We start from the raw sequence: 24,417 nt of genomic DNA on the forward strand, positions 1-24,417 counted from the left end.
AGCCCGCCGTGACGCACGCCCCTGCCCAGCTGGGCGACGAGCCCGTGGCGCAGGTGCCCACGCCGGACGAGGCCCGCCCCACCCCACACATCGACCTGCGGATGCTCGCCCTTTATTGCGCGGTGTCGCTCGGCGTGTTCATGGTCGCGTTCCGGCCGTGGCAAGGCGGGCTGCTCGAGGAGTGGGGCGAGGCGTCCCTCTGGGACACCAACGGCTTCGGAGGGCTCTTCCTCGGGGCCACCCCGGGCCGGCCGCTGCACCTCGTCCCGCACTTCATCGGCCTCGCGCTGTCCGGCGGTGGCTTCGTCGGCATGTACGCGGTGCTCGGCGCGGTCGCGCTCCTCCAGCTCTGGGGGACCTGGTGGGCGCTCGCACCCCTGACGCACAACCGCGCCGTCCGGCTCACGCTCGGCCTTCTGATCGCGGTGCACCCGTGGTGGCCCGCGGGTGACCTCCTGCGGTTCCTGTCGGCACAGGTCGCGGTCCTGGCGAGCATCGTGTGGCTCGGTACCGCGGTGCGCTACCTGCGGTCGGGCCGGAGTTGGCTGCTCGCGCCCATGATCGTCGTCCCGGTCGTCGGGCTGCTCACCTACCAGGCGCCGGCGCTCGCGATGCTCGTCGCCGCGGTGGTCCTCGTCGTCGTGCTCGACCCGGCTCAGCGGGCACGTTCGTTGATCATGTTCGGCGCCACCATCGTGGCGGTAGGCGCGACGTTCGCGTGGTCGGCGGTCATCGTCCCGAGGCTCTACCCCGACGCGTACGAGTCGACCCTGGTCGGCGGTGACATCGACGTCGTGGCGACCCTCCGGATGATCCTGCGCACGCTCGCGCTCGAGGCGACCGGTGTCGTTCTCCTCGGGGTCGGGGTCGGGGCCGTCGTCATCGCGCTCGGCCTCGCGCAGCGGCTGTCGGCCGTCAGGGTGTGGCTCCTGCTCGGCGCGCTCGCCGCCTCTCCGCTGTCTGCGCTCGCCTACGCCTCGACGACCCTGCACCTGCACGACCCCGAGCGGGTCGCGCTCCCGGTCGGGCTGACCTGCTGGTTCGTGCTGGCCGCCGTCGCGCACCTCGTCGCGCAGGACGTGCCGCTGCGACGGGTCGTCGTGGTGGCGGCCGTGGCTCTGTCCGTGGTGGGCGCACTCGTCGGCTACTCGCGGTGGACCAGCTTCGGCGCGGCCCAGCAGAGCCTCCTGAACGTGGTCGAGGGCGTTCGCGACGACGTCCCGGCCGACCGGACGATCGTCGTCGCCGACCGCACGGGCAAGTACGGGGACGTCTACCTGCTCCTGCCGCCGTTCCTGGACATCGCCCTGACGGTCGAGGACGGCACCGGCGTGCCTGGCGTCCTGTGCACCCCGGACGACGTGGTGCGCGACCATCCGGTGGCGGCGGTCTACCCGATCGCGACGACGTCGTCGTGCACCGACCTGCTGTCCGTCGAGGGCGCCACGTCCCTCGGCACCCACGAGACGGTGCTCGGCCCCGTCGAGCTCTATACCGTGCCGACGGCGTCGATCGGCTGACCGTCCGGCGAGGCCGCGACGGTGCGCCTCAGGCCAGGTCGAACAGCTCGAACGCGAGATCGGTCATGGCCGCCGTCGCCCGGGGGACGGCGTGCAGCCCGAGTCGGCGTGCGCTGCGAGCCAGGTCGGCGCTGAGGAGCACGACCGGGCGAGCCGCCAGCGCGCGGTCCCCGGCTGTCGCGATCGCGTCGGCGTACGCCTCGCCGTTGCGGGTGGCCAGGACGTAGTCGCGCCCCCGGCTTCCCCGGGCCGCGCGCTCCGCAGGGTCGGCAACGAGGCCCCGCAAAGCGCTGACCAGGCCGCTCACGGGCTCGGCCGGGTCGATCTTCAGGGCGATGTCGTCGGGAAGCTCCGAGTAGTGCGCGTGGTCGAGCACCAGGGTCGGCAGGCCGGCCAGCATCTGCGTCAGGACGCTCGCGGACTGACCCTCGAGCACCGGCTCGCGCAGCGCGGCGGCGACGTCGGCGCGGTCGAGGATGTCCTGGAGCAGGACGTCGCTGACGGCCCCGGTGATCTGGAACCGGTCGGTGATCCCGGCGCGCTCGGCACGCTCGTACAGGTCCCGCATCGCCACCGGCTCACCGGGGCCGACGGCCCAGAGGTGGATGCGCTCGAGCAGCGGGTCGTCCGTGGCGACGGCGTCGATGAGGGCGTCGATGCGCCGGTTCGCGTTGGCGGCACCGACCGTCACGACCAGGACGGCGCTGTCGGGCAACCCGTCCAGGTGCGCCTCGGCCTGCACCCGCTGGGCGGTCTCGAACCCGAGCCGGGTGGACGGGACCGGCAGGGGGGCGACGGTCACGTCGCCGAGCGTCCGCCCCTCGACGAGACCGGCGTGCCAGTTCGAGTGCACGAGCGCGCCGAGGCTCCCCTCGGTCGCGTAGTCGATCATCGGGTTGCGGGCGCTGAGCCGAAGCCAGCCGTCAGAGCCGTCCGCGTGGCGCCCCTGGCGGAACGCCTCGGCGTCGGTGGGCGAGGTCTCGGAGGCGATCCGCGCCGCCAGGACGTTCAGCAGGTCCCGCTCGACCGCCATGTGCCGGACCAGGTCGGTCATCGCGACGTCGTGCAGGACGACCAGCCCGGGCAGGGCGCGGGCGAGCGGCAGGATCCGGGAGTGCCACGGGCTGTTGCCGAGCACGTAGATCACGAGGTCGTACTGCGAGAGCCTGCGCAGGGTCTCGTCGTCGGCGTCGCTGTAGGGGTAGAGCTCGACCGAGCACGGTCGAAGCCTCGGCTCCCACGGGCACCAGACGTCGATGTCCCACGTGTCGTTGAGGTGCGGCAGCGCCTGCATCATGACGTCGGCGATGGCGCTCTCGGGCGACATCGGGGTGACCATGGCGACCTTCATCGCGTGAGCTCCTCGATCACTCGGTCCCACGACAGGTCCAGCTCGAGCGCGAGGGTCCGGGCGTTGCGGCCCATGTCCGCCGCGCGCGCCGGGTGCAGCGCCAGCTCGTCGAACGCGGCAGCGAGCGCCCTGGGCTCAGGGTCGGTGATCAACCCGGTCCGCCTGTGGTCGACCAAGGTGTGCGTGCCTCCGGAGTCCGAGCCCGTGATGGACGGCTTGTTCGACATCGCCGCCTCGTAGCAGACGTACCCGTACGAGTCCTCGTCGATCGGCAGGTACACCGAGCCGATCGAGCGGGCCAGCAGGTCGAGCTTCTCCTCCTCGGTGATGAACCGGGGCACGAGCTCGACACGGTCGCGCAGGTCGTGCTGGTCGATGAGCCGCTCGAGGTCGGTGAGCGTCTCCGGCGACTCGGGTGCCCCCGCGACGACCAGTCGGTAGCCCGGTGCGGCGTGGCGCATCGCCTCGACCGCGAGCCGCTGACGCTTGCCGCCCGACAGCCGGCCCAGGGCGACGAGGAAGTCCTCGGCCGGCTCGGTACGGAAGTCCTGCTCGGCGTGCGGCGGCGTCATGAGGACCTCGGCGTTCAGGTCGTTCGACCGACGCAGACGCTCCGCGACCATCGGGGAGATCGTGTAGAGCCTGTTGGCCCCGCCGAGCGCGTTGCGGTCGGCGGCGCGCACGGCCTCTGCGATCGGGTCGAGCTGGGGGTCCCGGGGCCAGCCCACGGGCGGCTCCTCGTAGGCCTGCCGGAACTGGTGCACCAGCCAGATGACGACATCGGGGTGGGGGATGAGGTACGCGGGGAACTTCAGGCCGATGATCCGGTCGACGTTCATCACGTCGAGGAGCGAGGCGGCGACGATGCCCTCCATCACCTGCTCGGGCGTGTTGCCCAGCGGGAAGCGCAGCAGCTCGGCCTCGTGGCCGGCCTGGCGCAGCTCCAGCACGAGGCGGTCGGCGAGCAGCTCGGCGCCGCCGCGCACGAACGGGGCCGCGTTGTTGGCGACGAGCAGCTTCACGACTCTCCCAGCAGCCTGGGGAGGACGTGCTCCCAGTTGATGTTGAGCTCTTCTCGGCGGTGGAAGCTGCGCGCTCCCATCCGTTCGGCTGTCGCGCGGTCCTCGTAGAGCTGGTCGAACGCGCGCGCCAGCGCACGGGGGTCAGGCTCGACCACCATGCCCTGGTCGCCGTCCGAGACGAACTCGAGCGCACCGCCGGCATCGGTGACCGTGACGATCGCCTTGGCCGAGTGGGAGGCCTCCAGGGACGGGTACCCGTAGGAGTCCTCGTCGACCGGGAGGTAGGTCAGCGCGAGGCACCGTGCGAGCAGGTCCGCCTTCTCGTGCTCGTCCATCCACCCGAAGCGGAGCTCCACGCGGTCCTCGAGGTCCAGCTCCCGGACCGCGTCGGTCAGCTCGCGCGCGTAGTCGGGCTGGTCGGCGCTCCCGGCGATCACGAGGCGCACGGGCGTCGTGGTGTGCTGCATCGCCTGGACGGCCAGCAGCTGGCGCTTGATCGTCGTCACGCGGCTCGGGTAGAAGACGAAGTCGCCGTAGCCCTCGGTCCGGAACCGGGAGAGGTCACCGCCCATCGGCGGCAGCAGGACACCCGCGTCGACGTCGTTGTACTCCTTGAGGCGTCGCGCGACGATCGCCGAGTTGGCGAAGACGTCACGGGACTCCTCCAGGCCGACGTTGTCGATGCGCCGGACGGCCTCCCGGTACGCGGCACCCTCGGCGTTCGCGCGGACGCCGCGGAACGGCGTGTCCCAGAGGTCGAACAGCGGCCGGTAGTGATGGATGAACCAGGTGGCCTTGTTCTCGTGCCGGATCAGGTGGGCCGGCCAGCGGATCGCGATCAGGCGGTCGCCGGATCCCGAGAAGGGCGTGGCGCGCATGCCGACCAGAGCGGGGAGCACCCGGCGGGCTCCCATCGGGAACGGCAGGAAGAACTCCTCGACCTCGTGGCCACGCTCGCGCAGCGCCTGCGCGGTCCAGGCGACGATCAGGTTGCCGCCCCCGTTGACGTGCGGGACCGAGCTCGACGCGATGAGGACGCGCATCAGGGCCGCTCCAGGGGAAGGGGGCCGCCGGGTTCGGCGCGGGAGTCGCTGAGCAGCGCCGCGATGCGACGGCTCTCGGCGGCCAGGACGAGGTCGCGGAAGATCTGGAGCCGGTGCAGCCGGTAGCGGACCGCGCGCAGGCGCCCGCGCAGCCCTCCTCGCGCGGTGCCGAAGAGTCGACGGGTCGTCTGCGGGTGCGCCGCGAACGTGCGCAGCAGCCACTCGCGCCCGACGCCCTGGTCGAGCTTGCCGACCTCCAGCTCCATCTCGCCGACGCTCGGGCTGCGGCTCAGCGCGACCTCGTACACGGCCGCCACGAAGATGCGGTCGCCGATGTGTGCGAGGTCGCGGGTGTTGCCCCCCTGCCACTCGCCGATGCCGAGCATCTCGGCCGCGACCAGGCGCTCCCAGGCGGCTAGCCCGGCGCGCACGTGCTGCCGCTCGGCGGCCGAGCGTCGTAGGGCCTCGCCGCTCGCGGCCATCTCGCGCGCGAGGTCCAGCACGGGCGTGCCGTCCTCGATGCGACGAGCCCAGACGGCCTGCCCCTCCGCATCGGGGGACCGGCCCAGGATCCACTCGTAGAGGATGCCGACGGCGTCCTTCGTGGTGCGGGTGCCCGACGCCAGCTTCACGCGTGCGGGTTGCATGTCGACGACGACCCGCATCGGCGAGTCGACGCCTGCGGTCAGCAGCCGGGTCAAGGTCTCCCGTCGACGCTTGTGCCTGAGCTGCGGGGACATAACGGGCGCGCGGGTGACCTCGTACGTCGTCAGGCTCGGGAGGGCCACGGCGGCGTCACCCGGCGCCGGCAGGACGGGTCCCTCCGCCGGGACGGCCAGCGTGTCGCGGTCGGCGGGGTCAGGCTCGGGGTCCTCCGAGGCGGTGTCGTCGAGGTCGTCGGCCGGCTCGTCCGCGTGGGCGGGCGTCAGGATGCCCCGGCGGAACGTGTCGTTGTCGCTGGAGAGGGCGGCGATCGTCGAGATCAGGGCCTCGCGCTCGCGCGAGAGCCGGTGCACCAGGTCCTGGACGTAGCCGTCCGCGGGACTGGCCGGCACGGAGAGCGTGGCACGCAGCGACGGGTCGGTGGTGAGGTAGTGGTTGAGACCGTCGAACAGGCAGTGGACGTACCCGGCGCCGACCAGCAGCGCGACGGCCTCGTCTCCGGCGATCCGGCCGATGCCCGGTGCGACACCCTCCACCACGCACACCGTCGGACGCACGGGGCCGTCCAGGAGGCCGCGCACGACGGCGGGCTCGCCGCCCTCGACGTCGATCTTCAGGACGTCCACGTGCTCGATACCGAGATCGGCGAGCACGGAGCTGAGCCGCCGCACCGGGACGGCGATCCGTTCCCCGCCGGGCTCGGTGTCGCCGGTCTGTGCCGGGTCGAGCAGCGAGGCCCAGCCGGGGTTGGCCGGCACCGCCAGGACGGCCTCACCGTCGCGGTCGGCGATCGCCACCGCGAGGTTCGTGTCCAGGGGACGGTCCCGCTCGAACGCCGCGATCCGCGACGGCTGAGCCTCGATGTTGACCCCGCGCCAGCCCCGCTCGTACAGGGCCCGGGTCACCGAGTCGTAGCTGGGGTCGAACGCCCCGACGTCGACGTAGACCACACCTTCGCGACTCCCGAGCGCCCGCCAGAGGACGACGTCCTCTCCGTTCTGCGCATAGGAGATGAAGGGGATGTTGTTCATCCCCGCAGCTCACCCACCCGTTCGAGGAGCTTGGTGGAGACGAGGCGGACGTCGTCGTTCGACAGGCCCATGTGCGTGGGCAGCGAGATGCCCTCGCGGCCGAGCCGCTCGGAGACGGGGAACGTGGGGCCGTCCGCGACCTCGTACGGCGGCATGAGGTGCAGCGGGTAGAAGACCGGGCGGGTCTCGATCCCGTCCTCGCTGAGCAGCTCGATCAGCGCGTTGCGCTCGTCGGCGGTGAAGCCCTCGACCAGCACGGTGTAGAGCCAGTCGACCCGCGTGGCGGCGGGGCGCTGCACCGGCAGGACGATCCCCGTCGCACCGTCGAGCTGCTGCGCGTAGAGCGCGGCGATCTCCCGGCGGCGGTCGATGAACCCGTCGAACCGCTCGACCTGTGCGAGCCCGATCGCGGCGGCGATGTTGGTCATCCGGTAGTTGTAGCCCACCTCGGGGAACCAGTAACGACGCTTCGGGTCCATGCCCTGCCCGCGCAAGAGGCGCAGGTGCGCCGCGAGGTCGTCGTCGTCCGTGGTGACGGCGCCGCCTTCGCCGGTGGTGAGGATCTTGTTGCCGAAGAAGCTGAAGACGCCCATGTCACCCATCGAGCCGACGGGCTGGCCCAGGACCTGCGATCCGTGCGCCTCCGCGGCGTCTTCGATGACGACGAGGCCGTGCTTGCGCCCGATCCGCGAGATGGCCGTCATGTCCGCCGGGTGGCCGTAGAGGTGCACGGGGACGATCGCGCGGGTGCGTGACGTGATCCGTTGCTCGATGTCGCTCGGGTCGAGGTTGAGCGTGTCGCCCTCGACGTCGGCGAAGACAGGAGTCGCGCCGCAATACCGGACCGCGTTGGCCGTGGCGATGTAGGTCAGTGCGGGCACGATCACCTCGTCGCCCGGACCGACGCCGGCCGCGACGAGGGCGAGGTGCAGCGCCGTCGTGCCGTTGTTCGTGGCGATGACGTGGCGGGTGCCCGAGATCTTGGCGAAGGCGCTCTCGAAGTCCGTGATGAAGTGACCGACGGACGAGATCCACGTGGAGGTGACGCACTCGTTCACGTAGCTGGCTTCGTTCCCGGAGAGGTCCGGGCTGGCGATGTGGATCATGGTGCGACCTCCCTGGCCGGTACCCCGACCACTGTTCGACCCGGGGGTACGTCGCGGATCACGACGGCGCCCGCACCGACGGTCGCGCCCTCGCCGATCGTGATGCCCGGGATGATGCTGGCGCCCACGCCGATCATGGCGCCGGCACCGATGCGCACCGTGCCGGAGATGTGGACACCCGGCGCGATGTGCGCGTAGTCACCGACCACGCAGTCGTGGTCGATGCTCGATGACGTGTTGATGATGCAGCCGTCGCCGACGACCGCCCGGGCACCGACCACGGCGCGGTGCAGCACGATCGTCCCGGCGCCGAGGGCCGCGGTCTGCCCGATCTGAGCGGTCGGGGCGACGATGGTGGCGAGCGAGAGCCCGGCGGCGAGGCAGTCGATGGAGACCTTCTCGCGCAGGCGGTTCGAGCCGAGGGCCACGAACGCGGTAGTGGCTCCGGCGGCCACCAGGGCGGCCAGGTCCGAGTCGTCGCCGAGGTAGGTCAGGCCGAGGACGTCGCCCTCTGCAGGCCCGGTGTAGCCGGCCGGTGCGAGCTCGGCGTCGGTGCTCCAGGCGTCGACGCAGGCACGCGCGTGACCGCCGTTGCCGACGATGACAACCCCGTACACCGTGCCCCCTAGCGCTCGGGAGCGAACGCTCCCTCCAGACCTTTGGCCCGACGGGGCCGCCACATGCTACCGGTTCACAGGTTCGGGGGTTGCATCCTCGCGGGTCTCTGGTACAAGTCGGACCAATCGCGCTCAACGATAGATGACACGTAACCGGCCGAGCAACGCGCGCGCGCTCCGACCGCGTGTCGACGCCCTTCGCCGGCGGTCGGGGGCGACCTGAGTGAGTCGGTCCGCGATCTGCCGCCCCGCGACCTGCACCCCGTGGCGCTCCCGGATGTCGTGCGCCGCGCGCGCCCCCAGCGCCGCTGCCGCAGCAGGATCGTCGACGACGTGGCGCATCAACCGGGCCGCCTCGGCCAGGTTGGGCTCCGCCCACCGGCCACCCGGCGGGTACGGCGCGGCCGAGCCGGGGATCGTCCCGGGCGTCCACGGCACGAGCAGGCTGTTCTCGTCGTCCATGAACTGCAGGTTGCCGCTGTACCCGGTCGCGACGACCGGCTTGCCCCAGGCCATGGCCTCGGCCATGGTCAGCCCGAGCCCCTCGCTGCGGTGCAACGAGACGTAGGCGTCGCTCAGGGCCACCAGCGCGTCTCGCGCCGCCGGTTCCAGGTAGTCCTCGCGCAGGTGGACGTGCGGGTGCGGGGCGGCGTGCAGACGTAGCCGCTCGGCGTCGGCGGGCCGTCGGTGCGCGTTGAGCGACTTCACCACGAGGACGACGCCGTCCTGCGGCCCGAACGCCGCCGTGAACGCGTCGATCAGGCCCGTGGGGTTCTTGCGCTCGAGGGTGCTGAGGTGGTCGAAGACGAAGAGGAACAGAAAACCGTCGGGCAGGCCGAGATCCGCTCGCGTCCGGGTCGGGTCCGTCCCGCGCTGGGGGAGCGGTGGCGTGACCGTCCGGACGGGCACGGGGGCGTGCGGCTCGATCGCGGCCCGCACGAAGTCGGTGGCCACCCATACCTCGTCGACGAAGGCAAAGGCCCCGTGCAGGGTGCGAGGGAACTCCTCGACCTCCCAGTACCACATGCCGATCCGGTAGCTGCGGTCCATGACCTCGGGCACGGCGGGAGCGACGACGGGCGTCAGATCGGCGTTGACGCACAGGACGGTGGCGTCGAACGGCCCGGCGCCGTCGGCGGTCGGGCCGCTCGAGCGCGAAGGGCCGAGGGCGTGCTGGTCGACGCTGACGGTGTGCACCGGCACGTGTGCCGCGCGTGCCGCCCCGACGACGAGCCGCGCGGACTCGCCGATCCCGAGCTCCCCGCGCAGGAACCCGACGACGTTGAGGCCGGGCGTCGGGCGTGGCACGCGTCGCGCGGGCTGCCGGACCCGTGTCCGTCGCTGCGCCGGACGACCGGCCGGGGTCACGACGAGCGCGGCGGGGTAGCCCTCGGCGGCGGCGTTCGCGTCGACCCAGGCGAGGAAGTCGGCCGTGTCCGGTCCGGGGACCTCGGGGAACGACTGCACCAGGTCGGCGCGCAGGCCCCGCAGCGCGGTCAGGTAGCGGCCGGGGGCGCCGTCGGGTCCGGGCGCGGTGAGCCAGGTCAGGAGCTCGGCGGTCTCGTCGGGCGCGAACGGGTCGGGTACCCCGGGACCCAGCTCCGCGTACAGCGAGCGCAGGACGGCGTCGACCGGGGTGCCGACGCTCGTCAGGTCCCAGCTGTCGGCTGGCTCGGGCAGGTCGTCGGCGAGCTGCTCGGCGGCGGCGTCGGCGACGAGCGCGGCGAGGACGGGGTGGTCGCTGAGCCGGGCGCGCGGGTCGGAGGCTTCGCGAGCGTCGAGAAGCCAGGGTCGGTGCGGGTCGAGGCCCGACAGGTCCACGGCGTCGACCGCGCGTCCGTCGAGGAGCAGGCCCTCTTCGGTCGCGGTCACGTCGGCGTCCCGGGTAAGGGACCACCAGGAGAGCAGGCTCACCTCGTCGTCGACCGAGGTGCCCGCACCGGGCCGCAGCCCGAGCAGGCCGGTGGCGTGGGCGCCGGCGGTGTCGAGGTCGTCCTGGTCCGGGTGCAGGCCGTCGGGCGGCAGGGCGTGCGGGGTACGACGGACCACGCGCCGCGCGGCACCACCGGGCCCGACGAGGCTCGTCGGCCAGTGCAGCAGGACCACGCCGGGCAGCACGCCCAGGACCTCGTCCGGGAACGTCGCCGCGACCAGCGGGAGCAGGTCCGCCAGGAGGTCGCCCGCCGGTAGGTGCGCGGCCTGTAGGTGCAGCGCGCGCTCGTCCAGGCCGACGTCTTCGGGTCGAAGGACGCGCTCGTCGCCGACCGGAACGTAGCTGCCGTCGAGGTCGAGCACCCGCAGGTCGCAGCCCGCGGCGACGCGGAAGACGGACCGGGCGGTCTGGCGGGCGTGCACGCGGGTGACTCGGTTGCTGACCAGCGCGGCGGCGCTCATGCGCGACCCACGTACCGAGCGACCGCGGCGCGCGACGTCGCCGCCCCGTGCCACGTCCGGCGGCGCTCGACGAGCGTGCGCGGCAGGCGCAGGAGGTACGCGCCCAGCGCCCGCGCGCGGGCGCGCGTGGTGTCCGCGGTCGGCGCGCGCAGGGCGGCCTTGGCCAGGCCGAGGCTCTGCCGGGCGAACGAGTGCCCGGCCACGAGGACCGGTGCGTGCCGCGTGAGCACGATCAGCGAGTTGCGGGTGTTGTAGTACCGGAACACGGGGGAGTCTGTGCCGGAGCTCGCCGCGTGCAGGTGATGCGCGACGGCCGTCGGCACGTACCGGACGGACCAGCCCGCCGCCCGCAGGCGCCACGACAGGTCGGTGTCCTCGTAGTAGAGGAACAGGGACGGGTCGAACCCACCGACGTCGTCGAGCATCTCGCGGCGCAGGAGCGCGGCGCCGCCGCAGAAGCCGAAGACGTCCGGGTCGGTGGACTCCGTGCCGAGGGGGCGCCGGAAGTCGCGGTCAGTGCCCCGCCCGTCGCCCGACACGACGTTGCCCGTCGAGTTCACGAGAACGGGGTCGGTGCCGGCGAGCAGGATCTTCGCCGTGGCGGCGCCCACGCGCGGCTCGTCGAACGCCTCCAGCAGCTGCTCGACGGCGTCCGGCGCGAACGTAGCGTCGTTGTTGAGGAGCACCACATGCCCCGTCGCGCCCTGCATGCCGAGGGCCGCCCCGCCCGCGAACCCGAGGTTGCGCGGTGCGCGGACCGTCCGCACGCCGCGGGCCTCCAGCAGCTCGGCCGTCCCGTCCGACGACGCGTTGTCGACGACGAGCACGTCGACCGGCACCGTCTGCGCGGCCAGCGAGTCGAGACAGGCGGGCAGCAGGTGAGCGCCGTTCCAGGAGACCACGACGGCCCGCGGGGTCGTCGTCGAGGAGGTCGGCACGCCGCGAGTCTAGGTGTCTATACGCTCGTCGCCGTGGACCCGCTGCGCATCGCCCTGACAGTCGAGCAGTGCTGGCAGCCCGTCCCGGGCGGCTCGGGCTCGTACATCGCGGAGCTGACCCGGGCGCTCGCGGACGTCGGCTCGCTGCGGACCGTGGGCATCGCGGCGCGGCACGGGTCCGACGAGGTCCCGAGCCCCGCGCCGACCGGCCGCATCGTGCAGGCGCGCCTGCCGCGGGCCGCGCTGTACGAGACCTGGAACCGGCTGCGCCGTCCGCGCGCGGAGTCGGACGTGCCGGGGGTCGACGTCGTGCACGCGACGACCTGGGCGGTGCCGGGTCGACGCGTCCCGCTCGTCGTGACGGTCCACGACCTCGCGTTCCTGCGTGAGCCCGACCACTTCACGGCCCGCGGGAACGCGTTCTTCCGTCGGGCGCTAGACATCGTGCGCGACGAGGCGGCGCAGGTCGTCGTCCCGTCGCGGGCGACCCTCGACGACTGCGTCGCGCACGGTATCGACGCGGGTCGCGTGACGGTGGTCCCGCACGGGGTGCGGGCCGAGGAGGTCTCGGCCCGACGGGTGGCGTCCTGGCGGTCCCGCGCCGGCGTCGAGCGGCCGTACGTCCTGTGGTGCGGCACCCTCGAGCCTCGCAAGAACGTGCCGCGTCTGGTGGAGGCCTACGCGCGCGCCGGGCGCCTGGACCACGACCTGGTCCTCGTCGGGCCGAGCGGGTGGGGCGACGCCGTGGCCGAGGTCGAGCGCGTCCTGGCGGGGCTGCCCGGCGGGCGTGTGCATCTGCTCGGACGGCTCGACGACGCCGATCTGCAGACCGCCTACGCCGGTGCGGCCGCGTTCGCGTTCCCGTCGCTGTGGGAGGGCTTCGGCATGCCGGTGCTCGAGGCGATGGCGCACGGCGTGCCGACCGTCACGTCGGCCGGCAGCTCGATGGCCGAGTTCGCGGTCGGGGAGCTGGTGGACCCCCTGGACGTCGACTCGATCGCGGCTGGTCTCGTCGCCGTGCTGGCGAGCGGTCCGGGCCGGGACGAGGTCCGCACCGCGGCGCAGCGGTACACGTGGTCCGCTTCCGCGCAGGCGCACGCGGAGGTCTACCGGGCGGCGTCAGCCGCGCGCTGAGCCCAGGGACGCGATGTAGGCGGCGACCTCGTCGGCCTTCGGGAGCGCGCCCGACGCCAGGGCCTCGGCCAGGGTCGGGGCCTCGAGGTCCTTCGCGGACAGCTGCGGCTCTAGCGGCGACCCGTCGCGCGCGGTGGTCGGCCAGACGATCCCGACGTCCGGGTCGAGCGGGTGCACACCGTGCTCGCGGGCCGGGGTGAACGGCTCGGAGCACATGTAGAGCACGGTCGAGTCGTCCTCGAGGGACAGGAACGCGTGCCCCAGGCCCTCGGACAGGTAGATCGCACGCCGGTCCACGTCGTCGAGCAGCACGGTGTCCCACGTCGCGAACGTCGGCGACCCGACCCGCAGGTCGACCACGACGTCCAGCACCGCGCCCTTGGCGCACGTCACGTACTTGGCCTGCCCGACGGGGACGTCCGCGTAGTGGATGCCGCGCAGCACCCCCGCCGCGGAGACGGAGAGGTTGGCCTGCCGCAGGTCGAACCCGTGGCCGATGCGCTCGAGGAACGGGTCGCCCTGGAAGTACTCGAGGAAGACGCCACGCGGGTCGCCGTGCTGCACGGGCGTGATCTCCCAGGCGCCGGGGACCGCAAGCTCGCGGTACGTCATCGTCGTCCTTCCTCGGGTGGGTGGCGGGGCGCCAGCCTAACCGGCGGCGGTGGCGGGCTCGGCCTCGATCTCGGCCCCCGCCACGGGGTCGGGCTCGGGCTCGTCGTCCGGCAGGCGCAGGAGCAGCACCGCGCTCGCGACGAGCACCGCCACCTGGAGCCCGAGGAGCAGGACCGTCGGCACGGGGGGCGTCCACCCGCCCGAGAGCAGGTGTCGCCACGAGCCGTTCTCGCCGACGGCGTAGCGGCGCAGGTTGTAGACGAACGCAATCGCCTGGCCGGCCGCGAGCAGCGGGACGAGCGTGCGCAGCAGCCTGACCTCGAGCCATCGCACGCTGCGCAACGCGTCCCGCAGCAGGTAGCCCGCCACGATAGGGACGCCCACGTACAGGGGCATCGAGTACCGGGCGGTCCAGATGTACCCGACGCTGCGGGCCTGCCAGGCGTGCAGGACGGTCGGGACGAGGACGGCGACCGCGATCACGCCGAGCATCGCGAGCCGGTCCCGCGTGCGGCCGACGCTGAGGGCCAGCAGCACCGGGAGCCCGATCAGCGCGATGTAGACGATGTAGGCGAGCATCGGCAGCGGGGTGTCCAGCCAGCCGAACCGGCCGATCGACGTCAGCAGGAAGTCGCCGGTGTCGAAGAACGTCCGGTTGGCCGTCGAGAGGAAGCCGAGCTCGGGGTGGTCCGCGCCCCCGGCGGCCAGCGCGTCGGAGCTGAGCGTCCACGCCAGCGCGACGACCGTGCCGACCGCGACGACGCCCAGCCACGGCCAGGTCCGACGATCGAGGAGAACCGCCCGCACCTGGCTCCACGGCCCGATCGCGGCGACGACCACGGCGATGAGCCCGAGCCACAGGGGCGCCAGGCCGCGCGAGTTGGCCAGCAGGACGGCCACGACCGCGATCCCGGCAGCGCGCGAACGGATGCGGTCGGGGTCGGGGGCGCGCACGAGCGCGAGGAGGCAGACCCAGAGCGTCAGCGCGGCGCTGACCTCGAGACCCGACGGGTTCACCGTGCTGTTCAGGTAGACCACCATCGGCGTCACCGCCGCCACCGTGCCGATCGTGACCATCGTCCGCCGCCGCAGCGACAGCAGCTCGCGGAATCCCCACGCCAGCACCAGCGAGCACAGCGTCACGCTCAGGAGGCGCATCAGGTAGATCGACGTGGCGCTCGGCTCGAGCAGCGTCGGCAGGCCGACCACCGCGTAGTAGGCCGGGTTGTTCCGGATGACCCAGGTCGGGGTCTCCTGGTCGGCGCTGGCCTCGTCGCCCTGGGGGAGCTCGGGCACGCAGCTGGCCGGGACCTCGCCCTGGAACGCGAAGCACACCGGGTAGTTCATCGTGAACGCGTACAGGCCGGGGACGTCGACGAGCCCGGAGCCCGGGTTGTCGGGCGCCGAGTGCCCGTGCAGGTCGCCCCGGACCACCGCCGCCGCTTTGACGATGTGCGCGTTCTCGTCGGGACCCGATGCCAGGGGGCTGGCCAGCGACCAGGTGGCCGTCATCAGCCACAGCGCCGCGAAGGCCAGCCAGAACGTGCGGGCGCGCGACGGGCTGCGCGGCGTGGTGGAGGACATAGGACTTCCGGTCCGGGGGAGTGATCGGTCGCGAGAATATCCCCGGCTAGGCTCGCCCGGTGCGAATCGCCGTGGTGTACGACTGCTTCTTTCCGGTGAGCACCGGCGGGGGCGAGCGGCAGTACCGCCTCTTCGCGGAGTCCTTCCACGCGCAGGGGTGGGACGTCGAGTACCTGACGCGTCGGCAGTGGGACGGGACGCCGCCCGACGCACCCGGCATGCAGGTGGTCGCCGTCTCCGGTCGCAGCGAGCTCTACGACGCGGCCGGCGCCCGCAAGCCCCTGCCCGCGCTGGTCTTCGCCGCTGGCCTGTTCGGTCACCTCGTGCGGTCGCGCGGGCGGCACGACGCGGTCCTCGTGTCCGCGCTGCCCGTGCTCAACGTCTTCGCGGTCCGGCTCGCCCTGGTCGGTACCCGGACCCGGATCTGCTCGGACTTCCTCGAGGTGTGGCGACGCGACCAGTGGATCGAGTACTCGGGCCCGGTGCTCGGCCGGGTGGCGGCGTTCCTGCAGCGTCGGGCGGTCCGGATCAGCCCCCTGGTGAGTGCCCACTCCCAGCAGAACGGAAGGCGGCTCGTGGCCGAGGGGGCCCGCCGTCCCCCCGTAGTCAGTCCCGGCCTGATCCACGGCGTGGAGGCGGCCTCGCCCGTCCTCGTCGCCGCGCAGCCCCCGACGGTCGTCTACGTCGGGCGGCACATCCCCGACAAGCAGGTGGAGACGATCCCCGCCGCGGTGCAGGTCGCCCGTCGCGAGATCCCGGACCTGCGGGCCGTCATCCTCGGCGACGGGCCGCACCGCGACAGCGTCGTGCGCGAGGTCGGCCGGCTCGGGCTGCAGGACGTCGTCGACCTGCCCGGGTTCGTACCGCAGGCCGAGCTCGACGAGGCGGTCCGCGGCGCCGCCGTGCTGGTGAACCCGTCGCGGCGCGAGGGGTACGGCATGGTCGTCGTCGAGGCGTGCTCGGTAGGGACCCCGGTCGTCGTCGTCGCCGCCGAGGACAACGCGGCCGTCGAGCTCGTCGACGAGGGCGTCAACGGGTTCGTCGCCGGCTCGACGGACCCGGAGGTCCTCGGCGCGGCGATCGTCTCCGCCGTGCGCGGGGGCACGGACCTGCGCGACACGGCGCGTGCGTGGTTCGAGCGCGCGGCGACGGAGCGGACCGCCGACGCCGCCGCGAGGGGCATCCTCGGCGCGCTCCGAGCCGCGCACTGAGCCGTGCTCTGAGCCGTGCTCTGAGCCGTGCTCTGAGCCGCGCACCGCCGCGCGCCGAGGCGCGCACCGAGGTGCCGGAAACCGCTCGAACCCGTTGGTACAGTTGCGCGCCCCTTTCTCCACCCGGACGGACACCATGGCCCAGCAGCGGAGCTGTGAACTCACCATCCTGATGCCCTGCCTGAACGAGGCGGAGACGCTCGAGACCTGCATCGTCAAGGCGCTGGGATACCTCGAGTCGTCGGGTGTCGAGGGCGAGGTCGTGATCGCCGACAACGGCAGCACCGACGGGTCGCAGGAGATCGCCCGGCTCGCGGGTGCTCGGGTCGTCGACGTGCCGGAGAAGGGGTACGGCGCCGCGCTCATCGGCGGCATCGCTGCCGCCCGCGGCACCTACGTGATCATGGGCGACGCCGACGACTCCTACGACTTCTCGTCGCTGGACCCGTTCGTCGCGAAGCTGCGCGAGGGCTACGACCTCGTCATGGGCAACCGGTTCCGCGGCGGGATCGCCCCGGGTGCCATGCCGCCGCTGCACCGTTACCTGGGCAACCCCGTGCTCTCCGGGGTCGGGTCGCTGTTCTTCAAGCCGGGCGTCAAGGACTTCCACTGCGGCATGCGCGGCTTCAACCGGCAGGCGATCCTCGGCCTGGGGCTGCGGACCTCCGGGATGGAGTTCGCGTCCGAGATGGTCGTCGAGGCGTGCCTGGCCAAGCTGCGGATCATCGAGGTGCCGACGACATTGAGCAAGGACGGTCGCTCGCGGCCGCCGCACCTGCGCAGCTGGCACGATGGCTGGCGCCACCTGCGCTTCCTCATGGTGTTCTCGCCCAAGTGGATGTTCCTGTACCCCGGCGCCCTGCTCTTCGTCGTCGGTGTGCTGCTCAACCTCGTGCTGCTCTTCGGGCCCGTCGAAGTCGGGTCGGTCGGCTTCGACGTCTCGACGATGATCTACGCCACCGCGGCCGCCGTCGTCGGCTACCAGGCCGTCCTGTTCGCGATCCTGACCAAGGTGTACGCCGAGCACGAAGGGTTCCTTCCGGTCGGCCCCCGGTTCCGGGCGATCGCGGACCGGTTGACGCTCGAACGCGGCCTGCTGCTCGGGCTCGCCCTGTTCGTCGTCGGGCTGGCCGTGGCCGTCGGCCAGGTCATTCGGTGGGGCAACGCCGACTTCAGCAGCCTCGACGCGCGCGCGGCTGTCCGCGTCGCGGTGCCGGCCGCGCTCGGCCTGATCCTCGGCTTCCAGACGATGATGTCCAGCCTGTTCGTCGGCATCCTGACCATCCCGACGCGCGCGCGGTCCAACCCGCCGGCACCGCTGCCCGAGGCGCTCGACGGCATCGTCGAACCGCTCGCCGCGGCCGGCTCGTGAGCGGTAAGCGACCGACCCTCGCCGTCGACCTCCTGTACTTCACGGGAAAGCGCGGCGGCACCGAGACCTACGCCCGCGCGCTCCTGCCTCGCCTCGCAGAGCATCTCCCCGGCGTCGACCTCCTCGGGCTGACGAACACGACGGCCGACGAGTCGATCGCCGAGTGGTTCCCTGGCGCGACCGTGACGCTGGGCGTGGACGGCGAGAACCGGCCCGCCTGGGCCGCCGCGGAGGCTTTCCGGGTGGACCGCCGGGCGAGCGCCCTCGGCGCCGACCTCGTCTGGTGCCCGGCGAACTTCGGGCCCCCGGGTCGACGCGTGCCGACCGTGGTGACACTGCACGACATCATCGCCGACGAGTACCCGAACCCGGACGTCAGCCGGCCCACGCAGGCGATCACGTCGTGGCTGATCCGGCGGGCGGCCCGCGGGGCCAGGCTCGTCATCACGGGGAGCGAGGACGCGTCGGCGTCGATCACCCGCGTGGTCGGCGTCCCGCAGGACCGCATCCGCGTGGTGCCGCACGGTGCGGCGTCGGCGTCGACCGTCGAGGACCCGGCCGGCGAGCTGGCGCCGCTCGGGATCGACGGTTCGCGGCCCCTCGTGCTCAGCACGGGCAACCGGATGCCCCACAAGAACTTCGCGACGCTCGTGCGCGCGATCGCGCAGATCCCCGCCGACCGACGTCCCGTCCTCGCGATCACCGGCAGCCACGGGGTCGACCCGCTCGCCCCCCTGGTGGCCGAGCTCGGTCTCGAGCGGGACGTGCGGCTGCTCGGCTGGGTCACGCGCGCCCAGCTCGAGGCCCTCTTCGCGCAGGCCGCGGTCTACGTCTGCCCGTCGCTCGCCGAGGGCTTCGGGCTCCCGGTCGTCGACGCGATGGTGCACGGCACGGCCGTGCTGGCCTCGGACATCGGCGTGCTGCGCGAGGTCGGCGGCGACGCGGCCCGCTACTACGGGCCGCCGCGCGACCCGGCGGCGCTCGCCCGCGAGCTCGTCGCCCTGCTGGACGATCCGGAGCGGCGGGCTGCCCAGGTGCGGGACGGTCGCGAACGCGCCGCCCGGTTCACGTGGGAGCGGTCCGCGGAGCTCACCGCGCAGGCACTGGACGAGGCGCTGCGCGGATGACGTCGTTCGGCGGCCGCCTCGCCGGCTTCGCGGGGCTGCCGATGATCTCCCTGATCACACCGCTGCTCGTGCTGCCGGTGCTGGGTCGGGTCGCGGGCGAGGCGGGCTGGGCGAGCCTCGCCGCAGGGGAGGCGATCGGCACGCTCGCGGCGATCGCCATCGCGTACGGCTGGAACACCGCAGGGCCGCCGCTGGTCGCCCTGACGACCGACCGGGAGGCCCGCGCGTTCTACTACCGCGAGAGCCTCCTGGTGCGCGGCGCGGTCGCGGTGGTCGCCGTGCCCGTCGTGATCGCCCTGTGCGTCCTGCTGGCGGCGCCCGGCTATGTGTGGCCGACCGTGCTCATGGGACTCGCCGGGTCGGTCATCGGGCTGTCGTTCGCCTGGTTCGCGGTCGGCGAGGGGGACCCGCGGTCCATCGCGGTGTTCGAGGCGATCCCGCGGGTCGTCGCCGCGGCCGCCTCCGCCGCGCTCGTCGTCGCGACCCGCGAGCTCGCCCTCTACCCGCTGCTCGCCCTGCTCGCCTCGGGTGCGGGCATCGTGCTCTACAGCCGCCGGGCCCTGGCCGGCACCACGCGCCCGCGCTGGTCGTGGTCGGAGCTGCGGCGGCTGCTGGTGCGCGACCGCGCGATCGCGTTCAACGACGTCGCCAACGGGGCCTACCTCGCGCTGCCCGTCCCGGTGGTCACCGCGACCGCCCCGGCCGCCGAGGCCAGCTCGTACGCCTCGGCCGACAAGCTGCTCAAGTTCGGTCTGTACGTCCCCATCACGCTCGCGAACGCGTTCCAGAGCTGGACGGTCGAGGGTGAGCTCGCCGACCGGGCGCGCCGGCTGCGGGTCGCGCTCGGCGCCCACGTCGCCGTCGGCGTCGTCGGGTGGGCCGTGCTCGCGACCCTGGGGCCGTGGGTGTCCGGCCTGCTCTTCGGCCCGGCCGTCGCCGCGACCGCACCCGTGTGCTTCTGGCTCGGCGCGTCGTTCCTGCTCGTGTCCGCACGCATCTCGATGACGCGGCACATCCTGGTCCCGGCCGGCCGGATCCACCAGGTCGTCGTCTCCACGGTCGCCGGCGCCGTGATCGGCATCCCGGCGATCGCGTACCTGTCCTGGTCGATCGGTCCGGTCGGCGCCGCGCTCGGTCTGCTGCTCGGCGAGCTCGTGGCCACCGCGCTCGTGGCCGTCCCTGCGGTCGGGCACCTGCGGGCGCTGTCGGCGACGCACGACGACGCCGAGGAGCCGACGGCATGAGCCCCACGATCCTCGTCGACGCCACCCCCGTCTCCCGGCGCACCGACGGCATCGGCCGGTGGAGCGCGAACGTGCTGCGCGAGTCCGCGCTCGCGCGCCCCGACTGGCGGTTCGTCGTCGTCGGCTTCTCCGACGACCGGTCGCGCCCGTACCTGCTGCCCGACCTCCCGAACCTCGAGCGGCTGCTCCTGCCGGTGCCGCGCCGCGCCTACCAGGCCGTGTACTCGCTGGTCGGACGCGTGCCCGTGGACCGCTGGGTGCCGCGTGCCGACGCCCTCGTGAGCACCAACTACACGGCGTTCCCGGCCGTGTCGGCGCCCTCGGTCGTCACCGTCTTCGACCTCGCCTACGTCGACCTCCCCGAGGTCATCGAGAAGCGGAACCTGACGCACCTGCGCAAGCACGTGCCCCGCACGATGACCGAGGCGTCGGCCGTCACGACGATCTCGCCGTTCACCGCGTCGCGCATCGACGCCGAGTTCCCCGGTCACGTGCCCGTGCACCTGGTCGACTGCGGGCTCGACCCCCAGTTCCTCGCACCCCCGTCGGGTGGCGGACCGGACCTGCCCGAGGGGTACGTGCTGGCGGTGGGCACGCTCGAACCGCGCAAGAACCTCGTCACGCTCCTGCGCGCCTGGGCGCTGCTCGACCCGGAGGTCCGTCGCCGGCACCCCCTCGTGGTCGTCGGCAGCGCCGGCTGGGGAGCCCAGCAGCCGCCGACGGACGTCCCGGCCGACGTGCTGGCGGGCGTGACGTTCACCGGGTACGTCGAGGACGCGGACCTGCCGGGCGTGTACGCGGGCGCCGACCTGTTCGTCTTCCCGAGCCGGTACGAGGGGTTCGGGCTCCCGCTGCTCGAGGCCATGGCCTCGGGGGTGCCCGCGGTCGCCTCCGACATCCCGCCGTTCCACGAGATCGGCGCGGACCTGGTGGACTATGCGGATCCGGAGGACCCGGCCGACTTCGCCCGCGCCGTGACGGCGAGGCTGGGCGACGCCGACCCCGGCAGGACCGAACAGGCCCGGGCCCGCGCGAGGGCCTGGACGTGGGAGCGCAGCGGCGCCCAGATGGCCGCGACGATCGAAGGAGTGCTGCGATGAGGGTGCTGGTCGACGCCACGGCGGTCCCGGCGGACCGCGGGGGGGTGGGTCGGTACGTCGACGAGCTGTTGCCGGCGCTCACCGACCTGCACGTCGAGGTCGTCGTCGCCTGCCAGCCGCGCGACGCCGGGCTCCTCGCGACGATCGCACCCGCCGCCCGGCTCGTCGTCGCCCCGGCCCGCACCGCCCGGCGCCCGCTGCGCATGGTCTGGGAACAGCTCGGGCTGCCCCGGATCGCTCGGCGGGTGCACGCCGACGTGCTGCTCAGCCCGCACTACACGATGCCCGTCCGCGCGGGGCTGCGGGTCGTCGTGACCCTGCACGACGCCACCTTCTTCAGCCACCCCGAGCTGCACTCCGCGGTCAAGGGACGCTTCTTCCGCCGGGCGATCCGGTACGCGGTGCGTCACGCCGCGGCGGTGGTCGTCCCCTCGCAGGCGACCGCGACCGAGGTCGTGAAGTTCACCGGTGCCGACCCGGCGCTGTTCCACGTGGCCTACCACGGCGTCGACACCGCGGTCTTCCACCCGGTCGACGACACCGAGCGGGACCGTGTCCGCGCCACCCTCGACATCGGCGACCGCCCCTACGTCGCCTTCCTCGGCACGCTCGAACCGCGCAAGAACGTGCCGGCCCTCGTCCGCGGCTGGCTCGCGGCGACGACCGACGAGGCGCTCGTCCTGGCCGGCGGACCCGGCTGGGACACCCAGGTTGAGCCGACGCTGGCCACGGTCCCCGCCGACCGTGTCGCCCGGCGCACGGGCTACCTGCCGCTCGCGGACCTGCCGGGGTTCCTGTCCGGCGCGCGGGTCGTCGCGTACCCCAGCCTCGGCGAGGGCTTCGGCCTTCCCGTCCTGGAGGCGATGGCGTGCGGTGCGGCCGTGCTGACCACCAGGGAGCTGTCCCTGCCCGAGGTCGGGGGCGACGCGGTCGCCTACTGCGGGACCGACGACGCGAGCATCGGCACCGGGCTGAGCGCGCTGCTGGCCGACGACGAGCGCCGCGCGCGACTGTCGTCGTCGGCGCTCGCGCGTGCCGCGACGTTCACCTGGGACGCCGCCGCACGGGCACACCTGGCCGCGTTCGACGCGGCCTGTGCTCGGTCTGCTCAGTCCAGGAGCGAGAGCAGGTAGCTGCCGTAGCCCGACTTGGCCAGGGCCTCGCCGCGCGTGCGCAGCTCGTCGTCGGACAGGAAGCCACGACGCCAAGCGACCTCCTCGGGGGAGCCGATCTTCAGGCCCTGCCGGTGCTCGATCGTGCGCACGTAGTCGGAGGCCTCGAGGAGCGAGTCGAACGTCCCCGTGTCCAGCCACGCGGTGCCGCGCGGCAGCACCTCGACCTGGAGCCGACCCTGCTCGAGGTAGGTCCGGTTCACGTCGGTGATCTCGTACTCGCCGCGTGCCGACGGTGCGAGGTCGCGGGCGATGGCCAGCACGTCGTTGTCGTAGAAGTACAGGCCGGGCACCGCGTAGCTCGACCGCGGCGCCGCGGGCTTCTCCTCGAGCGAGAGCGCGCGGCCCTCGTCGTCGAACTCCACCACCCCGTAGGCCGTGGGGTCCGCGACGCGGTAGGCGAACACCGCGGCGCCGTCGATGCCGGCGAACCGCTGCAGCCGCGAGCCGAGGCCCGGGCCGTAGAAGATGTTGTCGCCGAGCACGAGCGCCACCGAGTCGTCCCCGACGAAGTCGGCGCCCAGCACGAACGCCTGCGCGAGCCCGTTGGGCTCGGCCTGGACCGTGTAGGAGATGGAGATCCCGAACTGGGAGCCGTCGCCGAGCAGCCGCCGGAACTGCTCGGCGTCGTGGGGTGTCGTGATGATCAGCACCTCGCGGATGCCCGCGAGGATCAGCGTCGAGAGCGGGTAGTAGATCATCGGCTTGTCGAACACCGGCACGAGCTGCTTGCTCACGCCGAGGGTGATCGGGTGCAGTCGCGTGCCGGAGCCGCCGGCCAGAATGATCCCTCGCATGGGCACACAGTCTGGCGCATGCAGCGGGTCCGTCCGACCGCGCCCGCGGGGCTCCTCGGTAGGATGCTGCGACCGGCCGCCGATCGATGAGGTTTCAGTGCTCAGAATCACCCACGCCACACAGCCCTACGCCTGGGGTTCACGCACCGCGCTCCAGGACCTGTTCGGCCCTGCCGCGACCGCGGTCGTCGCCGAGGCGTGGATGGGTGCGCACGCGTCGGCACCCTCGCGGGTGCTGGACGACGAGCGGCTGGGGCTGGACGCCGTGATCGCCTCGGACGCCGAGGGTGCGCTCGGGCGCGACGTCGTGGCGCGGTTCGGTCCGGTGCTGCCGTACCTGCTCAAGGTCATCGCCGCCGACCGTCCGCTCTCGCTGCAGGTCCACCCGCAGCTCGAGCGCGCGCGCAAGGGTCACGCGGAGGAGGAGGCGGCCGGCATCCCGCTGGACGCGGCGCACCGCAACTACCGGGACACCAACCACAAGCCCGAGCTGGTCTACGCGCTGACGCAGTTCGACGCGATGTGCGGCTTCCGCGCCCCGCGCCGAGCCGCCGAGCTCCTCGCCGGCCTGGACGCGCCGCTGGCGCGCGAGCTGCACGCCGCCCTGATCGCGAACCCGACGCCCGACGGGATCCGCGCGGCGTTCACGCTGCTGCTGGAGCCGTCCACCCGGCCCAGCGCCGAGGCGGTCCGGGAGGTCGCGGACGCGTGCGCCCGCCGCCTGGCCAACGGGTCGCCGTCGCCGCGCGCGGACCGCAACGTCGAGCTGCTGCACAACGCGTACCCGGGCGACCCGGGCGTGGTGATCTCGCTGCTGCTCAACCCCGTGACCCTGCAGCCCGGCGACGCGATGTTCCTGCCTGCGGGCGGTGTGCACGCCTACCTGCGGGGCGTGGGCGTCGAGATCATGGCGAACTCCGACAACGTCCTGCGCGCCGGGCTGACGCCCAAGCACATCGACGTCCCCGAGGTGCTGCGCAACGTCGACTACGTCGCCGCGCCGCCCATCCGGATCGCGCCCGAGGTCTTCCACGGTGCGACGCGGATGTTCTACGCGCCCGTCGACGACTTCGAGCTGTCCGTGACGGAGATCTGCGACGACCAGGTGCACCCGCTACCCGGTCGTGGCCCGCGGATCCTGCTCTGCCTGGAGGGCGCGATCACGATCGCCACAGGCGAGGGTGCGACGCTCACGCTGGAGCGCGGGCAGGTCGCCTTCGTCCCGGCGCGGGACGGTGCGCTGACCGGCAGCGGCGGCGGCGTCCTGGTCCAGGCCGACGTGCCCTGACGGGTGCTTGCTCCGACCCCACTAGCATCGTGGAGCCTCACGGCGGCCATGCCGGTGCTGGCCCATGCTGCAGGCGACGTGGCGACAGGAC

Annotated in this window: 20 protein-coding genes; 9 read left to right on the forward strand and 11 right to left on the reverse strand. The window is 73.1% G+C overall.

The genetic code is table 11. From position 1 onward, the window contains the following. Nucleotides 1-8: 8 nt before the first annotated feature. Nucleotides 9-1,520 (forward strand): hypothetical protein, encoded by a 1,512-nt coding sequence (locus tag AC1DZC_RS02310; RefSeq protein WP_477042088.1) that lies wholly within the window; start codon nucleotides 9-11, stop codon nucleotides 1,518-1,520. A gap of 28 nt (nucleotides 1,521-1,548) precedes the next feature. Here AC1DZC_RS02310 and AC1DZC_RS02315 read toward each other — a convergent pair whose 3' ends face one another. From AC1DZC_RS02315 to AC1DZC_RS02350, 8 genes are all read right to left on the reverse strand, one after another. Next, on the reverse strand, nucleotides 1,549-2,871 hold the full coding sequence (locus tag AC1DZC_RS02315; RefSeq protein ID WP_477042089.1) for a glycosyltransferase: 1,323 nt from the start codon (nucleotides 2,869-2,871) through the stop codon (nucleotides 1,549-1,551). Then, nucleotides 2,868-3,893, reverse strand: a complete 1,026-nt coding sequence (locus AC1DZC_RS02320) for a glycosyltransferase family 4 protein (RefSeq protein ID WP_477042090.1) — start codon at nucleotides 3,891-3,893, stop codon at nucleotides 2,868-2,870. Before AC1DZC_RS02320 ends, AC1DZC_RS02315 begins: the two co-directional genes overlap by 4 nt. Beyond that, nucleotides 3,890-4,936 (reverse strand): glycosyltransferase family 4 protein, encoded by a 1,047-nt coding sequence (locus tag AC1DZC_RS02325; RefSeq protein WP_477042091.1) that lies wholly within the window; start codon nucleotides 4,934-4,936, stop codon nucleotides 3,890-3,892. Before AC1DZC_RS02325 ends, AC1DZC_RS02320 begins: the two co-directional genes overlap by 4 nt. Continuing rightward, nucleotides 4,936-6,630, reverse strand: coding sequence for an FkbM family methyltransferase (locus AC1DZC_RS02330; protein WP_477042092.1), 1,695 nt, complete (start codon nucleotides 6,628-6,630; stop codon nucleotides 4,936-4,938). Before AC1DZC_RS02330 ends, AC1DZC_RS02325 begins: the two co-directional genes overlap by 1 nt. Then, complete coding sequence (locus AC1DZC_RS02335) at nucleotides 6,627-7,736, reverse strand: DegT/DnrJ/EryC1/StrS family aminotransferase (protein ID WP_477042093.1); 1,110 nt, start codon at nucleotides 7,734-7,736, stop codon at nucleotides 6,627-6,629. The genes AC1DZC_RS02330 and AC1DZC_RS02335 overlap by 4 nt, the downstream gene beginning before the upstream one ends. Continuing rightward, entirely contained in the window at nucleotides 7,733-8,353 is a 621-nt protein-coding gene (locus AC1DZC_RS02340; RefSeq protein WP_477042094.1) for an acetyltransferase, read from the reverse strand. The genes AC1DZC_RS02335 and AC1DZC_RS02340 overlap by 4 nt, the downstream gene beginning before the upstream one ends. 132 nt (nucleotides 8,354-8,485) lie before the next feature. Beyond that, complete coding sequence (locus tag AC1DZC_RS02345) at nucleotides 8,486-10,747, reverse strand: glycosyltransferase (RefSeq protein WP_477042095.1); 2,262 nt, start codon at nucleotides 10,745-10,747, stop codon at nucleotides 8,486-8,488. Next, nucleotides 10,744-11,685: a glycosyltransferase family 2 protein gene (locus AC1DZC_RS02350; protein ID WP_477042096.1), complete on the reverse strand. Its 942-nt coding sequence runs from the start codon at nucleotides 11,683-11,685 to the stop codon at nucleotides 10,744-10,746. Before AC1DZC_RS02350 ends, AC1DZC_RS02345 begins: the two co-directional genes overlap by 4 nt. Before the next feature lie 33 nt (nucleotides 11,686-11,718). Between AC1DZC_RS02350 and AC1DZC_RS02355 the strand changes: the two genes are divergently transcribed. Next, a complete protein-coding gene (locus AC1DZC_RS02355; protein ID WP_477042097.1) occupies nucleotides 11,719-12,819 on the forward strand; it encodes a glycosyltransferase family 4 protein in 1,101 nt (366 codons plus the stop codon). Here the strand turns inward: AC1DZC_RS02355 and AC1DZC_RS02360 are convergent. Both AC1DZC_RS02360 and AC1DZC_RS02365 read right to left on the reverse strand, forming a co-directional pair. Beyond that, complete coding sequence (locus tag AC1DZC_RS02360) at nucleotides 12,805-13,431, reverse strand: dTDP-4-dehydrorhamnose 3,5-epimerase family protein (protein WP_477042098.1); 627 nt, start codon at nucleotides 13,429-13,431, stop codon at nucleotides 12,805-12,807. The two genes, AC1DZC_RS02355 and AC1DZC_RS02360, sit on opposite strands and share 15 nt — an antisense overlap. A gap of 36 nt (nucleotides 13,432-13,467) precedes the next feature. Then, nucleotides 13,468-15,015 (reverse strand): DUF2142 domain-containing protein, encoded by a 1,548-nt coding sequence (locus AC1DZC_RS02365; protein ID WP_477042099.1) that lies wholly within the window; start codon nucleotides 15,013-15,015, stop codon nucleotides 13,468-13,470. Nucleotides 15,016-15,074: 59 nt separating this feature from the next. On the opposite strand from AC1DZC_RS02365, the gene AC1DZC_RS02370 reads away from it, so the two are divergent. The 6 genes from AC1DZC_RS02370 (at nucleotide 15,075) to AC1DZC_RS02395 (ending at nucleotide 22,202) form a co-directional block, all read left to right on the forward strand. Continuing rightward, the gene (locus AC1DZC_RS02370; protein WP_477042100.1) at nucleotides 15,075-16,226 is read left to right on the forward strand and encodes a glycosyltransferase family 4 protein; all 1,152 of its coding nucleotides are present in this window, start codon (nucleotides 15,075-15,077) and stop codon (nucleotides 16,224-16,226) included. Nucleotides 16,227-16,362: 136 nt separating this feature from the next. After that, nucleotides 16,363-17,598, forward strand: coding sequence for a glycosyltransferase family 2 protein (locus AC1DZC_RS02375; protein ID WP_477042101.1), 1,236 nt, complete (start codon nucleotides 16,363-16,365; stop codon nucleotides 17,596-17,598). After that, nucleotides 17,595-18,725 (forward strand): glycosyltransferase family 4 protein, encoded by a 1,131-nt coding sequence (locus tag AC1DZC_RS02380; protein ID WP_477042102.1) that lies wholly within the window; start codon nucleotides 17,595-17,597, stop codon nucleotides 18,723-18,725. Before AC1DZC_RS02375 ends, AC1DZC_RS02380 begins: the two co-directional genes overlap by 4 nt. Beyond that, nucleotides 18,722-19,969, forward strand: a complete 1,248-nt coding sequence (locus AC1DZC_RS02385) for a hypothetical protein (protein WP_477042103.1) — start codon at nucleotides 18,722-18,724, stop codon at nucleotides 19,967-19,969. Before AC1DZC_RS02380 ends, AC1DZC_RS02385 begins: the two co-directional genes overlap by 4 nt. Further along, nucleotides 19,966-21,069: a glycosyltransferase family 4 protein gene (locus AC1DZC_RS02390; RefSeq protein ID WP_477042104.1), complete on the forward strand. Its 1,104-nt coding sequence runs from the start codon at nucleotides 19,966-19,968 to the stop codon at nucleotides 21,067-21,069. Before AC1DZC_RS02385 ends, AC1DZC_RS02390 begins: the two co-directional genes overlap by 4 nt. Beyond that, entirely contained in the window at nucleotides 21,066-22,202 is a 1,137-nt protein-coding gene (locus tag AC1DZC_RS02395) for a glycosyltransferase family 4 protein (protein ID WP_477042105.1), read from the forward strand. Before AC1DZC_RS02390 ends, AC1DZC_RS02395 begins: the two co-directional genes overlap by 4 nt. On the opposite strand, the gene rfbA is transcribed toward AC1DZC_RS02395, so the two are convergent. After that, the gene (gene rfbA / locus AC1DZC_RS02400) at nucleotides 22,178-23,038 is read right to left on the reverse strand and encodes a glucose-1-phosphate thymidylyltransferase RfbA (RefSeq protein WP_477042106.1); all 861 of its coding nucleotides are present in this window, start codon (nucleotides 23,036-23,038) and stop codon (nucleotides 22,178-22,180) included. The genes AC1DZC_RS02395 and rfbA overlap by 25 nt on opposite strands. A 97-nt stretch (nucleotides 23,039-23,135) precedes the next feature. Here rfbA and manA point away from each other — a divergent pair, with 97 nt between their 5' ends. Next, nucleotides 23,136-24,326: a mannose-6-phosphate isomerase, class I gene (gene manA / locus AC1DZC_RS02405; RefSeq protein ID WP_477042107.1), complete on the forward strand. Its 1,191-nt coding sequence runs from the start codon at nucleotides 23,136-23,138 to the stop codon at nucleotides 24,324-24,326. The last annotated feature ends 91 nt before the right edge of the window (nucleotides 24,327-24,417 follow it).

The sequence above is a fragment of the Cellulomonas sp. P2_B4 genome (assembly GCF_056404795.1).